The organism is Paenibacillus timonensis, assembly GCF_022427145.1.
Taxonomy (GTDB): domain Bacteria; phylum Bacillota; class Bacilli; order Paenibacillales; family Paenibacillaceae; genus Fontibacillus; species Fontibacillus timonensis.
This window is the reverse complement of record NZ_JAKSXN010000050.1, coordinates 1-13,895: the sequence shown is the minus strand read 5'-3', so window position 1 is coordinate 13,895 and position 13,895 is coordinate 1. Positions and strand designations below refer to the sequence as shown.

Sequence of the window (13,895 nt, the reverse complement as noted above, 5' to 3'; positions counted from 1 at the left end):
GTTGCCCCGAGGTCATCCTTTCACAGCGCCAATCGTTAAACCTTGCACGAAGTAACGTTGGATGAACGGATACGCGATCATGATCGGGCCGGTGGCCACGATCGTCATGGCCATCTTCAGGCTCTCCGTCGGGATATCCGAGGAGACGACGGCTCCCGCCGCCATCATCGCCTTCCGCATGCCATCCATGTTGCCGAGCAGGCGGTACAGGTAATACTGCAGCGGCATCAGGTCGGAGTTGGAGATGAACAAGAGCGCATTATACCAGTCGTTCCAGTAGCCTAGGGCGATAAACAACCCGATGGTGGCGAGCGCCGGCTTCGACAGCGGAATCACGAACCGCATGAAAATCTGGAAATCGCCCGCTCCGTCGATTTTGGCTGACTCGATGATTGCCTCCGGGATGCTGCTCATAAACGATTTCATCACGATGATGTAGAAGACGTTCATCAGCATCGGCAGAATCAGCACGATCAGCGTATCCTTCAGATCGAGATAATTCACGATCAGCAGGTACCAAGGCACAAGCCCGCCGCTGAACAATGTGGTGAAGAAGAAGAAGAACGAGAAGTGGCTGCGCCATTTGAAATCCTTGCGCGCCAACACATAAGCCGTCATCGAGGTCAGGAACAACCCGAACAGCGTCCCCAGCAGGGTGACGGAAATCGTCACGCCGTACGCCTTCAGCATTTCCTGCGGATACTTGAACAGGATCCCGTAGGCTTCCAGCGAGAACGCGGTCGGGATGAGCTGGAACCCGTCCTCGATGATTTTGCTCTCCTCCGTCAAGGAGGAGGAAATCACCAATATAAAAGGAAAGAGACAAAAGACCGCCAGCAAAGTCAAAGCCACATATCCGATCATCTGCAGAAGCAGACGGTCGACCGATTTGCGTTTCTGGGCTTCCGGCTTAGCGGCCGGTTGCAAGTTTGGTGCCATCGTACTCATCAGCGTTAACCTCCACTCGTTTCAATCGTGTTGATTCATCCGGTTGCCGTAGCATTCCATCTAGAACAAGGCGCGGTCCTTGTCATATTTGCGTACGGCATAGTTGGCCAGCATAATGGTCGCGAAGCCCAGAATGGACTGGTAGAATCCCGCCGCGGCGGACATCCCGATCTCGTTCGAGGTCGTGAGCATCCGGAACACGAAGGTGTCGATGACATCGGTCGAGGAGAACAATAATCCGTTGTTGCCAACCATGTTATAGAACATTCCGAAATCCCCGCGGAAAATATTTCCGATCGCAAGCAGCACCAGAATGATGACCGTCGGATAGAGGTTCGGAATCGTGATTTTGCGAATCCGTTGGAAGACGTTAGCGCCGTCGATCTCGGCCGCTTCGTACATTTCCGTATCGATGCTCGTGATGGCGGCCAGGTACATGATCGTTCCATAGCCGAGCGTTTTCCACGCGGAAACCACGATGAGAATCACCGGCCAATACGCGGCCGTGTTGTAAATATCGAGCGATTCCAGCCCGATCGCGTTCAAGAGCACGTTGATCGTACCGTAATCATAGTTGAACAGGTTATAGGCGATCGCGCCGACGACAACCCATGAAATGAAGTATGGCAGGAACATTACGGTTTGCGTGATTTTGCGGAACCATTTGCCGGCCACCTCGAACAGCAGGATCGCCGCAAAAATTTGAACCACGTTGTTCACCACGATAAACGCGATGTTATACAAAGCCGTATTGCGGGTGACCCGCCAGGCGTCCCCGGAGTCGAAGAAAAACCGGAAGTTATCCAGCCCGTTCCAGGGGCTTCCGAACACCCCGCCCGTGTAGTTGTATTGTTTGAAAGCCAGGACGATCCCTGCCATCGGCACGTAGGCGAACAGCAGGAAGAACAGGACGGCCGGCGTCAGCATGAGCAGCAGAACTTTATACTTCTTCACGTCGCTCCAAAATCCGCTTCGCTTCATGTTTCGAACTCCCCTCTTGGTTGTCTCTATATTCCTCAGTATAGAGGAGAGCGCTTACTTGCGGGATTCAGCGAAACAACAAAAACTAATACAAATTCCACGATGACGAAAAATGCCGAAATAGAAAGGCCCCGCCTTCGCTAAAATACTAGCGAGACGAGGTCGGGGCAAGCTTCTTTCACGCGATTTAGATATGGATAGGGCCCGGCTTGGCGTCGCAAACACGCGAAGGCACAAACGGTAACGGACCGTCAAATTTTGTTCGCTTTCCGGTATTCCCCGGGCGTCATCCCGGTCGACTGCTTGAATTGCCGGTTGAAGTAAATGATGTTCTTGTAGCCCATCCGCTCGGCGATTTCGTAGATTTTCAGCGTCGGGTCGGTCAGCAGCTCGCAGACGCGTTTTGTTTTGAGCTCGTTCAGGTAATCGCTGAAATGCCGGCCCGTTTCTTCCTTGAACAAGTAGCCGAGGTAGTTCGGCGTAAAATCAAAGTGGGCCGCGACGTCCTTCAGCGTCATTTTTTGCTCGAGATTCGATTCGACATACGACATGATTTCCTGGATCAGCTTACGTTTTTGCTTTTGCTTCTTGACGTACAACAGCTCGGACAACTCAAAAAACCGCTTCCGCAGCCAAGACGTGATATCGTGGATCGTCTCGAATTGGAACAGCAGCACCGGCTGGTGCGTATCCCATTTCAACAGCTCGTACAAATTCTCGTTGATTTCTCGCAGATCGGCATGCAGCTGGGTGGTGATGCGGATGATCAAATCGTATACGTCGTTCTTCTGAGCCAGCGGGAAACCTTGGTAAAACAGCTCCAGCAAGCAGTCGTCGATCGTTACGAGGTCATAGTGCAGTATCGCCTTCAGCATCCGTCCAAGGATCTCATCCGTCCGGACACCGGCAAACCGGCTTTCGCCCGGGTTCACCCGGCTTTCGCGGATCAGGCGGTCCTTGCCGACCAGCCACTTGGCGCTGAGCGCGGCCTGTGCTTGACGGTAGGACGCCCGCAGCCCCTCTTCATCCAGCGCGAAACCTCCGACCCCAACCGTCACGGAGAACGGGGATATCCCCCGAACCGCCCGGATCAGCTCCTCCAGCAGCTCCAGGAAAGCCGTTTCCGGTACAGACGCAAGCAGGATAAACCGCGTCGGCTGGCTAACGATAAACGTGCCCAGCTTCATTTCCATGGCAAAATGCCGGATGAACGCCATGACCTTCTGAATTTGCTTGCGCCGCTCCTCCTCCGGCATATCGCCGGTCTTCCATTCCAGGTCGTCGATTTCGACGAGGGCTGCCGCCGTTCCCGTTTTGAAGAGCGTCTGCAGAAACCCGCGGATATGCCCCTCCACTTGCTCCGGGGAAATCTCGTTCAGCCAGCGCAGCAGCAATTCCTCGTTCACGAGTGTAAGCGCCTCCGTAAACGTGCGGTCCTGATCCCGTTCCCGTTCGATCGCGGCGCAGAGCTCGCCCAGCATCTTATAGAGCTCCTGATCTTCCACGGGCTTCAGCAAATAACCCGAGGCGCTGATCTTGATTGCCTCTTTCGCGTATTCAAAGTCTTCGTGCCCGCTGATGAACACGATTTTGACGCCGGGATGAATCTCTTTGGCTTTGCGGGCGAATTCGATTCCTGACATGATCGGCATGCGGATATCGGAGAGAATCAGGTCGATCCGCTCCTGTTCCATCGCTTTGAGCGCATTAAAGCCGTTATTGGCCGTCGCCGTTACCTGCAGGTTCAGCCCGCTGCCCATCACTCTGCGCCGCAGCCACTCGAGATCGACCGCCTCGTCGTCGACAAGCAATACGTTGATATTCATGGCCGTCATTCCTTCTGGTATTTTTGCTCCTTACCTCGAGCATACTTGTCGTTCTTTGCCCTGAACATAGCGGTTTGCAATGAAAACCTATACAAATTCACCGATTTATTGTCTCAAGTGCGCCGAATACCGAGGTTATTCCAAGGATGGAAGCGCCCCCGGGTTCGCCGGAAGGATGATTTGGACCGTCGTTCCGCCCCCGTAAACGCTGGCGATGCGAATCCCGTACTTGTCGCCGTAGCGGAGCTTAATCCGCTCGTTGACGTTCTTTACCCCGTAACCCCCGGATTGGGTGGGACCGACGAGCAGCCGCTGTACCGTCTCCGGTTTCATGCCGATGCCGTTGTCGATCACTTTCAGTTCAAGGTTATCGCCCTGCCGTTTCCCCGTTATCACGATCGCAATCGACTCGCCAAACCAGGCATGCTTAAACGTATTCTCCACGAACGGCTGCAGAATCAGCTTCATCACCTGCACCTGCAGGATCTCCGGATCCACGTCCATATGGACGGAAAAGGCGCCGGCATATTTCACCCGCTGAATGTCCAGATAGGTCTCCACCTGCATCAATTCGTTCTCCAGCGGCGTAAATACGTTTCCTTGATTCAAGGTCAACCGGTAAAATCGCGACAAGCCCTGGACCATATCGGTCACCTTGGCCGTTTCGCCGAGATTGGCGAGGCTGCTGATCGTCGACAACGTATTGTAGAGGAAATGCGGATTAATCTGCGCCTGCAAAGCCTCCAGCTCCGCTTGTTTCTTCTGGATCCCCTGCACGTACACGCTGTTGATCAGCCCTTGGATATTGGCGGCCATGACGTTAAACGCATCGGCGATATGCACGAATTCGTCGTTGCCCGAGAAGCGGATCCGCTTCTGGAAGTTCCCTTCCTGAAACGAGCGGACAAGCCAAACGATCCGTTTCATCTTCCGGCCGGACAACCGGGCCACGATGTAGCCGATGAACGCCATGCCGAGGAAGCTGATCCCGCATACGGTAAAAATCACGCGCTGCAGCCTGCCGGCATCCTTGGTCAGATACGCCTTCGGAACCAGCGCTTCTATCACGAAATCGGAGCCTGGAATCGGCTCATGCAGACTCAAATAGTCGTCATGCCGGGCTCCCATTTCGGCGTTGCCCCGTTGATAGAGCAAGGTGCCGTCCGACGCCTCGTTAATCAGGCGCACCGTGATCCCCTGTTCAACGGGAAACGTGGAGAAGTCGCCGAATAAATCATCCAGGGAAGCGGTGATGCGGACATACCCGATCACGGTCATGTTTCCGCTGTACGAAACCAGACGACGGATGTGGGAGATGTTTCCGAGCCGCTGATCGGTGTCGATCTGCAGCCAGATGTTGTCCCGTTCGGAATCCTTGAATTCCTGATACCAGGCGCTGTCCTGGATGTCCTCGAACGGCAGGATGTAATAATCGCTGTCCTGGATCGGCTCTTCCAAATTGTCGCCCGAAACGATGTTCAGCTCGCTGTTCAGCGTATACAGCATCAGCCGGATATCGTTGCCGAACAGTTTGAGCGGCGCGGTGATTTCCGGAACGATTTCATCGAGCATCACCAAATAGATGTCATAGGGCTCGCCTTTGGCCTGAAGCGCCCGCTGAAACGCCAGGTCGCCGAACAGGGTGTCCGACATCCGCTGGATTTCGTCCATCTGATAGCGGATGTTGTTCCGGGCTTGTTCCATGCCGGTACGGATGTTCGTCTCGGCCATCTCCGTTCGGGATTGGATCAGCATCGTGTACGATGCGTAACCGATGATCGCGTCCGTCAATAAGACGAGCAGCAGGTAGGGAATCAGCATTTTATAGGTGAAGGGAATGTATTTTTTCATCGGCCCCAGGCTTTCTCATCAATTTAATCGCTTACACGAATCCTCATCTCCATCATATCGGCCCTTGTCCGGAAAATAAACAACCAAAAAAAAACCAATCCGGTCATGGCATCCTCAATGCCAGCCCGAATTGGTTATGGGGTGTTTCCTTACAAAACTTCCGCGTTCTTTACGGCATGTTCCCAGCTGGGAAAATAAAACAAAGCGTTGCGCATCAACTCCGGATCGTTTTGCTTGACCTGCTTTTTGCTCAGCGAAACGCCTTCGCTCTGCAACCGTTTGATTCGGCGGACAACTTCATCCGCTCCAAGAGTAGCATCCATACAGCTTTGCTCCTTCCGTATAAGTTGCTACTAGGCTTTCTATATTTTCCCTCAGATATACCTTGGTTGCTAGTTTTTCTTCATATGGTTGCGTGCTCGCTTCGATCGCCGCCAACAACCTGCCGGTCACAGCGTAACGCCATCGCCGGAGCGGGGGAGCTTGCCGCCCTTCCCGGTCAGGAAGACCCGAATCGCCTGGCGATTGGCGTACGCCAATACCAGCAGGTTCACCAGCCATACGCCCCATAAAGCGGGAGGAGAACCGGAAGCCAGGAGATAAACCGATAATAGCGCCATGCCGGCCACGACCTGGAAGCCGTCGGCTTCCCGTGACGCGTATTTCCCTTTTTTATAGAATGAAAATCCCGCAAGCAGCACGGCCAGAATCACCGCATAGGCCAAAGCAGCCTCAAATCGGGTTAACGCGCACCAAACGCCGAAGGTTACCGCAATCGCCTTGCCTCCCTTAAATTTCAGAAAGGGCGAAAAAGCGTGGCCAAGAATCGGCGCGGCGGCGACGATCGTCATTCCGTAATCCCGTCCCAGCGTTCCCGATTCGATCAGAAATACCAGCGGCACATATCCTTTCAGGAAATCCAGCGCGATGCCCGCCAGCCCCCAGCGGTAACCGGCGGCCCGCCATAAGTTGAATGCCCCAGGGTTGCCGTCCCCAACGTGCTTCAAGTCTTTCCGCGCCGCCTTGCCCAGCCAATAGGAAAACATCAACGCCCCGCATAGGAACTCAGCGACAGCCAGCCATAGAATCATCGATCTCCCCTGCTTCCTACCTGCACATCCCGGCCTTTCCAGGTGACCGATCCGCGAAACGCCACCTGATAGGCCGAGTAGAGCAGCACCACCAGAAAGAAGAGCGTAGACAACACGTGAAGCAGAGGCATGAACACGCCGAACTTCCCTACATAACGCACCAGAAAATAAAGCTGCGCCGCATACAGCAAATACCCGAACAGCAGCGGATAGGCCCATGACGTATTCCAAAGGAACAACGCGCCTTCGGAAGCGATCAGCCCGATCAGCCACGCGGCCACCAGCAGCGTGGTGGCCGGCCGAAGCTTGGCGGTGCTCAGCACCGCGCCTTTGCCGAACCCCTCCAGCTCGCTGCGAATCCCGTTCGGATACATGCGGAAGGAGACGAGGCCGCCGCCGAGAAAATTGGTTACGCGGAGCCCCGCCGCCCGGAATTTGGCGCCGAGGTTCAAATCGTCCAGCAGTTCCGAACGGATGCTGTCATGCCCCTGGATCGCCTCGTAATCGCGGCGCGTCGTCACGATGCAGGAGCCGTATAGCCCTTTATGCGGGCTGTTTTGCTCAAACGGCGACGTAAAGGCAAATACGCCCAGGACGTTGGTAATCAACGCCAGGCGTTCGTAAAACTTCTCCGTGACATGAAACGGCACTGCGGAAATGACGCCTCCGGCTTCGGCCCGCGCCTGCAGCAGCGATTCGAGCGCCCGGGGGGCCAAGCGGATGTCGGCATCGAGGAAGGCGATCACCTCGCCGGTCGATTGCCGGTATCCGTTCCATACCGCCCAAGTTTTCCCCGTCCAGCCGGGGGGCAATGCCTCGTTGCGGAACACCTTTGCCCCGTAATCCGCGGCAATGTCATAAGTTCCATCTTCGGAAAAATCGTCCACCACGATGATTTCATATGGCGGATAGGTTTGCTTTTGCAGCGAACCCAGCAGCTGCGGCAAATTCCCCGCTTCGTTCCGCGCCGGGATGATGACCGATACCTTTTCCGTGCCGCGATACGATTCCTCCCGTTCGCGAAGCACGATTTTTCGAAACAGAATAACTCCCGCAATCCATCCGATTGCCAATACGATCCAAAATCCCATCGCTGCCCCACCTCTCCGCTTGCCGGAAATAAAGTGAAATCACGTATATGAGTATTCTATGTCCGTAATAGCGTTGATGTCCGAAAAAGTATGAGAGACTATCGATAGTGTAGTCGACATTCCCAGATTTTTCAACGAATCCGGGCAATAAAATCCACACGGGTTCTCCATACTTTCCACACAATTGCTCTGTAGAATGGGTTGTGAAATAAATAACCTACTTGGAGGAAATGAAACATGAGCATGACGCACTACATGTCTTTGCTGGCGGATAACCAGCCGTGGAACTTGATTTTATTCATGGCGATCCCCGTTATCTTTGCAGAGACGATCACCGTCACCGAATTTATCATCTTGTTTAACCGGGGGCGGCAGGGCGGCCTCAACACCTTCAATAAAATCTGCAGTATCTTGGCAGGGCTTTATTTTACCGGCATTTTCCTCTATTTGTTCCCTACGGCGTTCATTCCTTTGACCATTAACGGCGAATGGCACACCTGGGTGGACGTCGTGGCTGTCGGGTTCTACCTGAGCGGGGCTTTCTTCCTGCTGCCGCTGGCGCTGCTAGAACTTGGCGTCATTGGCCGCAAACGCTCGGAGGACGAGAAGCTGAAGCTGCACTTTATCCTCGTCAGCGGATTCCTCATCGTCGCCCACATCGCCATGATCTTCGGGATGGTCAATCCAGAAATCGTCGGCGGCATGGCCGGGATGTCCCATTAAGCGAGCAAAAGCCCCTTTCGGATGGAAAGGGGCTTTTTATTGCATCTGCTGAAATTTCTAACCCTTTGATTTTATGATATCGTGCCAAAGATGTCGTTCAGCGGAATATCCGCCACCGCCATCACTTCGTCGGCCGCTCCGTAATACATGCGGACGGTATCGCCGACCAACAGCGCACCACAGGAGAATACGACCCCGCCGAAAAAACCGTTCACCTCATAATCCGTTTCTGGCTCTAGAAACGGCCGCTTCGATCGCCCGATGACTTTTCCCGGATCTTCCAGATCAAGCAGCACCGCCCCCATACAGTATCGATGGCTGGCATCCCGTTATACCCTGCCGCTGCGCTCCGATTCGGGCGGTATGCCTTCCCGACCGAAGCTAAAAAAAGCGCCAGGCATAAACAGCTGCGACGTACGGCTCCCTTCCCTGACGGAAAGAGGGCCTTCCGCTTTTACGTGGGAAATTATCGTTCAGTACGCTGTAATATAAACATGACGCTGTCGAAATCGCCCTTTAGCTCGACCGGCAATCCGTAATTCATCAGCGTACTGCCGTGATACTGCTTGCCGTCCCCCGCCAGCTCATACCGGGCGTTCTCCAAAAGGCCTTGCAGCTTGAGCCTTGGACAGGAATCCCCGTACTGCTGCGTGTGAAGGAAGGCCAACACGACGATCTCGTCCCCGGACGGGCCGACGTACTCTACCGCCGTCAAACCGGACTCGCCCGGTGGCCGAAGGCGGAAGAGATCCCGCGTAATATCATTTCACGGATTTCCTTGTACTGAAGGATATGCCGCTTATACTCTGCCGCTTCCTCCGAAGAGAGACGGTTGATGTCGGCGCCGATGCCCAGCCCTCCGCACATGGCGCTGTGAAACTTGTAGGCGATGCTTCGATTCGCCTTGCCCGCGCCGGACAGCGTGTCCGTTACCCAGCACATCATGATCTGCGGAGCGTAAAACTGCGTGAAACCGTGCTGGATGAACAAACGGTCGAAGGGATCCGTGTTATCGCTGGGCCAACATTGCGCCGCATAGCGGAGAACGCAGTTCCCTCAGTTGAGGGTTGATTTCTCCCTCGGGCAGATAAGCCGCCAGGCTTAAGCCCTGGTATTCCGAATCCTGGTTCACGATCCAGGCGGTCCGTCCGCCGGCGTTTACTTTGAGCGGATCGGCGTTCGCCTTTTGCAGCACCAAGCTTTTCAAATCGATAGGACGATCCGCCGGATCGGACTCCCTTGCGTAAGCCGCATAAGTATGATGGGTCCTGCAAATTTTCCATGCGGCGGATATAACGGTTCATCGATACGGTCTTCTGATAGTTGTCCATAATCATCCCGGAATTCGCCAGCGCCAGCAAATCCTCGTCCGCCAAAACTGCATATGAAAGCGTCTTCACTTTATCCAATTCGTTTTCCACTTTATCGAAGCCGTGTTTGGCGGCCGTTCCGAAGGCTTCTACCGTCGTGTTGTCCAACAAGCGGATTTGCCAATTGTAGAGCGTCACCCCGATCGCGCAAATCGGCATGATCGCTAGTAAAAAAGCAGCCACGAACCGCGTAAACACCGAGCCTTGAAGTCTTATTAAGCGTCTCATAACCCATCCCTTTCCCGGTTTGCTATTACTTTATCACAGATCGAAGTTGGCAGGGTTCATGAAAATCGGAAGGTAGCTTGATCGATGGATCAATATGAAAACGCTCCTTTCGGGCAGATATACCCGAAAGGAGCGTTCTTTCAATAACCCAATAACCCCTTCAACAAAAACCAGATCACCGGCACTAACAACGCCGGCAGCATGTTCAAGGTTTTCGCCTCGATGATTTTCAAAATCGATAACCCCGAGCTTGCAATCAGCACGCCGCCGACGATGGAGATTTCGGTCAGCAACGGGGCCGTCAGAAAAGGCGCCAGATAGTCGGCGCTCATATAAATCGCTCCCTGCCAAAGAAAGAGCACGACGGCGGTTAGTGCAATCCCGATGCCATACGAGGAGGCCAACACCATGGAGGTCACGAGATCCAGGGTTGCGTTCATGTACAGATAGGTGTGATTTCCGTGAATTGCGCTTTCGATCGGTCCCAGGATCGACAGGGTCCCGATGCAAAACAGCAGAATTCCCGTGGACAACCCCTGACCTAGATTCGAGGTGGAGAAACGCCCGACCAGCCTCTGGAAACTACCGTCGATATCCAGCGCCGTCCCGATCAGACTCCCCGCCGCCAAGCTGATAATGAACAGCACGGGAAACGAGCTGTCCTTCATATGCGTCACCGCGGCGTTAATCCCCAGCAGCGTAGCGGCCAAGCCGATCGCGGTAAACAGCGCGGTCTGATACTTTTCCTTCAGCCCTTTCTTGAAAATGCTTCCCAGCACGCTGCCCGCCAAAATCGCCGCAGTGTTCACCAATGTCCCGATCATATGCCTGCTCCCATCCGTACAAGATCTTTAGTCTAGTAAATGATAGCGCAATGCGGATTTGCCGTCTAGCTAAGCGAGTCCTTCCGACCCAACAACAGATCCACGTCCACGGTGATTTCCGCGCCATCCCGATCCGTAAACGCCGCGATTTTCGCCTGCTCCGCGGACCAGGCGAGCGGGCTCATGCGCACTAAATCACGCAAGGCCTCGGTATCTAACCACTGCCGGTACTTTAAATGCACCACTTCCATCTTAGAGAAATGTTGGCGGAACAACGTCACGATGTTGGCATTGGAGTATTCCCTTTTGTTGCTGTCGCCGTGCAACGTCTCCCGCAGCTCCCGCAAGTAGTCCGCACCCGGAACGACTTTGACGAGAACGCCCTCCGGAGCAAGGATTCGCTTAAACTCCCGATAATTGGCCGGGGACAGCAGGTTGAGTACCACCTGAGCCGATTGGTCCTGCAGCGGCGCATGGGCCAAATCCGAAACGACCCAAAGTCCATCCGCATACTGTCGGGCAGCCAAACGGATGCCTTCTTTGGACAAATCGACTCCCAGGCCAATCCAGCCCGACGGACCCAGCCCATGCAAAATTTTCTGCAAATGCGAGCCTTCCCCGCAGCCCATATCGACGACCAGTCCGCCAGAAGCAGGGTTGCCGGCTCGGTTCGCGATCATCCTTGCGATCGTTTCGTGCAGAGGGGCGTATAAGCGGCTTTCCGTAATGATACTCCGCCTGGCGGCGAAGAGCTCCTTGTCGTAATGGCTATGAGCCGGACGAATCGTCAGGTTGAAGTAACCTTGCTTCGCCATATCAAACGCATGCCCTTGGGGGCAGGTCAAGCTTTGCGGGCCGTTCGCGTCAAATCGCCCTCCGCATACCGGGCATTTTAAGATGGATATATCGTTACTCGCGCGTCCTGCGCCGTTGATGGGTTGATTCATGCTTTCCCTTCCTTTCCTTTGCCTTACAGAGTAAAGGGGGAGAAAGCCCATGAACATAGAAGCCCGGACAAGCATGCCTAAATAAGGCCTAATGGGCGCAAAAAAAGAAAGACAGCACGGCCGCCTTCCTTCATTCACCTATTGAATATATCCGATGAAGAGTTATGAAAATGGGCAGACTGATCCCGTTTACCCTGTTCAGGCGAACAGAGCCTTTGAACATATGAAATTACTTGTTCAAAGCGGAATGACGCAGTCTGATGTAATGCACCATTTTCCCTAACCCTCCCTATCTTCGTTTGATCATGCCTTTTGATTATAACGAAACCTCAAACAAAAACAAAGAACTTTGCCATCTCCTCTCTTTATGAATCGGCGAAAGTTTTGTTATACTGGGAACAAACCAACCAAGAACGGGGGTCTGGAGATGAAAGACCAAGACATGCTGGCCGTGCTGAAGGCCCTCTCGAATGAGACTCGGCTTAACATCCTATGTTGGCTGCGGGAACCGGAGAAATTGAAATACGAACTGCCGGATGTCATCAAAGAGGAATTTCCGGGAAGCGTATGCGTCGGCTCCATTCAAGAAAAATTCGGATTGGCGCAATCCGTGATTTCTTCTTACTTAGCCAGCATGCAAAAAAGCGGACTGTTAGAATCGCGCCGTCATGGGCAATATACCTACTATCGGCTAAATGATGAAGGGATCGACGCCTTCCTGGAGCAATTTGCCGCCAAGCTGAAAACCAAATAATCATTCAGGAAAATTTTACAAAAGATTCTCTTGCTTATTCATAAGTTAATCTATATATTTAGATATATGTATAAAATAAGGCATAAAGAGGAGAGATCACCATGTCCATTTCCAAAACGGCAACCGCCCTGTTCCAACCTTTTGAAGGCGGCGGTCTTAAGCTTGCAAACCGGGTCGTCATGGCCCCCATGACCCGGTCTTTCTCGCCGGGCGGCGTTCCCGGTTCCAACGTGGCCGGTTATTACCGCCGCAGAGCGGAGAACGGCGTTGGACTGATTATTACGGAAGGTACGGTCATTAACCACCCGGCAGCACCTGCGGATCGGGATGTGCCCCATTTTTACGGTGAAGAAGCATTGGCAGGGTGGCAGAAGATCGTCCATGAAGTGCATGAAGCCGGCGGTAAAATCGCTCCCCAAATCTGGCATACCGGCACGGCCCGCCAACGGGAGACGTTCCCTGAGTCGAATGTCGATCCCATCGGCCCATCCGGTCTCAGCTTAACCGGCCAGCCGGTTTCCGAACCGCTGACGAAGCAGGAGATTCAGGAGCTGGTTCAGGCTTATGCCCAGTCTGCCGCGGATGCGAAACGCCTCGGCTTTGATGCCGTCGAAATCCACGGGGCACACGGCTATTTGATCGACCAGTTTTTCTGGGAGGTCACCAATAAGCGTACCGACGAGTACGGCGGCGACCTTGTCGGGCGTACCCGCTTTGCCGTTGAGGTCATTGAAGCGGTCCGGGCCGCAGTTGGGCCGGAATTCCCGATCATTTTCCGCTTCTCGCAATGGAAGCCTGTCGACTACAGCGCCAAGCTGGCTGCTACTCCTGAGGAATTGGAGCGGTTCTTGGCTCCATTAAGTGCTGCCGGCGTCGATATTTTCCACGCCTCCACTCGCCGCTTCTGGGAGCCGGAGTTCGCGGGCTCGGAGTTGAACTTGGCCGGCTGGACGCGCAAGCTGACTGGCAAACCTACGATCACCGTCGGTTCCGTCGGCTTGAACTCCGAGTTCACCAGCTTGTTCGAGTCGGGCCAAGGCGGGGAAACAACCGGGATTGAGCAATTGGTCGAGCGTCTTGAACGCGGCGAGTTCGATCTCGTTGCCGTCGGCCGCGCGCTGCTGACCGACCCGGCCTGGGCGGCCAAGATCCGCGACGGCCTCGTGGATGAACTGCAGCCGTTCACGAAGGAATCCCTCGCCACGCTAAGCTGATTCACCGGAGTTTATCCTTTTAACTATAAAAGACCTTTTCGGCTCTT

General features: G+C 54.2%; 16 protein-coding genes and 1 pseudogene. 4 read left to right on the top strand and 13 right to left on the bottom strand.

Annotated features, from left to right (window positions below; genetic code table 11):
• Window positions 1-12: 12 nt before the first annotated feature.
• The 7 genes from MJ257_RS18285 to MJ257_RS18255 all read right to left on the bottom strand — a co-directional run bounded on the left by MJ257_RS18285 (window position 13) and on the right by MJ257_RS18255 (window position 7,788).
• Complete coding sequence (locus MJ257_RS18285) at window positions 13-948, bottom strand: carbohydrate ABC transporter permease (RefSeq protein ID WP_240270585.1); 936 nt, start codon at window positions 946-948, stop codon at window positions 13-15.
• Between the two features lie 60 nt (window positions 949-1,008).
• Window positions 1,009-1,929, bottom strand: a complete 921-nt coding sequence (locus MJ257_RS18280; protein ID WP_240270584.1) for an ABC transporter permease — start codon at window positions 1,927-1,929, stop codon at window positions 1,009-1,011.
• Window positions 1,930-2,180: 251 nt separating this feature from the next.
• Window positions 2,181-3,755, bottom strand: a complete 1,575-nt coding sequence (locus MJ257_RS18275; protein ID WP_240270583.1) for a response regulator — start codon at window positions 3,753-3,755, stop codon at window positions 2,181-2,183.
• A 135-nt stretch (window positions 3,756-3,890) separates the two neighbouring features.
• Window positions 3,891-5,606, bottom strand: coding sequence for a sensor histidine kinase (locus tag MJ257_RS18270; RefSeq protein ID WP_240270582.1), 1,716 nt, complete (start codon window positions 5,604-5,606; stop codon window positions 3,891-3,893).
• Window positions 5,607-5,755: 149 nt separating this feature from the next.
• Complete coding sequence (locus MJ257_RS18265) at window positions 5,756-5,929, bottom strand: hypothetical protein (RefSeq protein WP_178018730.1); 174 nt, start codon at window positions 5,927-5,929, stop codon at window positions 5,756-5,758.
• Between the two features lie 126 nt (window positions 5,930-6,055).
• The gene (locus MJ257_RS18260; protein WP_240270581.1) at window positions 6,056-6,697 is read right to left on the bottom strand and encodes a glycerol-3-phosphate acyltransferase; all 642 of its coding nucleotides are present in this window, start codon (window positions 6,695-6,697) and stop codon (window positions 6,056-6,058) included.
• Window positions 6,694-7,788 carry a glycosyltransferase gene (locus tag MJ257_RS18255; RefSeq protein WP_178018726.1) on the bottom strand — a complete coding sequence of 365 codons (1,095 nt, stop codon included), beginning with the start codon at window positions 7,786-7,788 and terminating at the stop codon, window positions 6,694-6,696. The genes MJ257_RS18260 and MJ257_RS18255 overlap by 4 nt, the downstream gene beginning before the upstream one ends.
• A 237-nt stretch (window positions 7,789-8,025) precedes the next feature.
• Between MJ257_RS18255 and MJ257_RS18250 the strand changes: the two genes are divergently transcribed.
• Entirely contained in the window at window positions 8,026-8,511 is a 486-nt protein-coding gene (locus MJ257_RS18250; RefSeq protein WP_240270580.1) for a DUF6803 family protein, read from the top strand.
• A 71-nt stretch (window positions 8,512-8,582) separates the two neighbouring features.
• Here MJ257_RS18250 and MJ257_RS18245 read toward each other — a convergent pair.
• The 4 genes and pseudogenes from MJ257_RS18245 to MJ257_RS18230 form a co-directional block, all read right to left on the bottom strand.
• Window positions 8,583-8,828: pseudogene (locus MJ257_RS18245) on the bottom strand (glycoside hydrolase family 130 protein); the annotation flags it as partial.
• Window positions 8,829-8,977: 149 nt separating this feature from the next.
• Complete coding sequence (locus tag MJ257_RS18240) at window positions 8,978-9,226, bottom strand: GH36 C-terminal domain-containing protein (protein WP_240270579.1); 249 nt, start codon at window positions 9,224-9,226, stop codon at window positions 8,978-8,980.
• Window positions 9,223-9,501: an alpha-amylase family protein gene (locus MJ257_RS18235; protein ID WP_240270578.1), complete on the bottom strand. Its 279-nt coding sequence runs from the start codon at window positions 9,499-9,501 to the stop codon at window positions 9,223-9,225. Before MJ257_RS18235 ends, MJ257_RS18240 begins: the two co-directional genes overlap by 4 nt.
• A gap of 19 nt (window positions 9,502-9,520) precedes the next feature.
• The gene (locus MJ257_RS18230; RefSeq protein WP_240270577.1) at window positions 9,521-9,718 is read right to left on the bottom strand and encodes a hypothetical protein; all 198 of its coding nucleotides are present in this window, start codon (window positions 9,716-9,718) and stop codon (window positions 9,521-9,523) included.
• Window positions 9,719-9,834: 116 nt separating this feature from the next.
• Here MJ257_RS18230 and MJ257_RS18225 point away from each other — a divergent pair, with 116 nt between their 5' ends.
• Window positions 9,835-10,011, top strand: a complete 177-nt coding sequence (locus tag MJ257_RS18225) for a hypothetical protein (RefSeq protein ID WP_240270576.1) — start codon at window positions 9,835-9,837, stop codon at window positions 10,009-10,011.
• A 238-nt stretch (window positions 10,012-10,249) separates the two neighbouring features.
• On the opposite strand, the gene MJ257_RS18220 is transcribed toward MJ257_RS18225, so the two are convergent.
• On the bottom strand, window positions 10,250-10,933 hold the full coding sequence (locus MJ257_RS18220; protein WP_240270575.1) for a DUF554 domain-containing protein: 684 nt from the start codon (window positions 10,931-10,933) through the stop codon (window positions 10,250-10,252).
• 65 nt (window positions 10,934-10,998) lie between these two features.
• Entirely contained in the window at window positions 10,999-11,880 is an 882-nt protein-coding gene (locus MJ257_RS18215; RefSeq protein WP_240270574.1) for a putative RNA methyltransferase, read from the bottom strand.
• Between the two features lie 427 nt (window positions 11,881-12,307).
• Here MJ257_RS18215 and MJ257_RS18210 point away from each other — a divergent pair, with 427 nt between their 5' ends.
• Window positions 12,308-12,634 (top strand): ArsR/SmtB family transcription factor, encoded by a 327-nt coding sequence (locus MJ257_RS18210; RefSeq protein WP_178018701.1) that lies wholly within the window; start codon window positions 12,308-12,310, stop codon window positions 12,632-12,634.
• Between the two features lie 101 nt (window positions 12,635-12,735).
• Window positions 12,736-13,848 carry an NADH:flavin oxidoreductase gene (locus MJ257_RS18205; RefSeq protein WP_240270573.1) on the top strand — a complete coding sequence of 371 codons (1,113 nt, stop codon included), beginning with the start codon at window positions 12,736-12,738 and terminating at the stop codon, window positions 13,846-13,848.
• Window positions 13,849-13,895 lie beyond the last annotated feature (47 nt).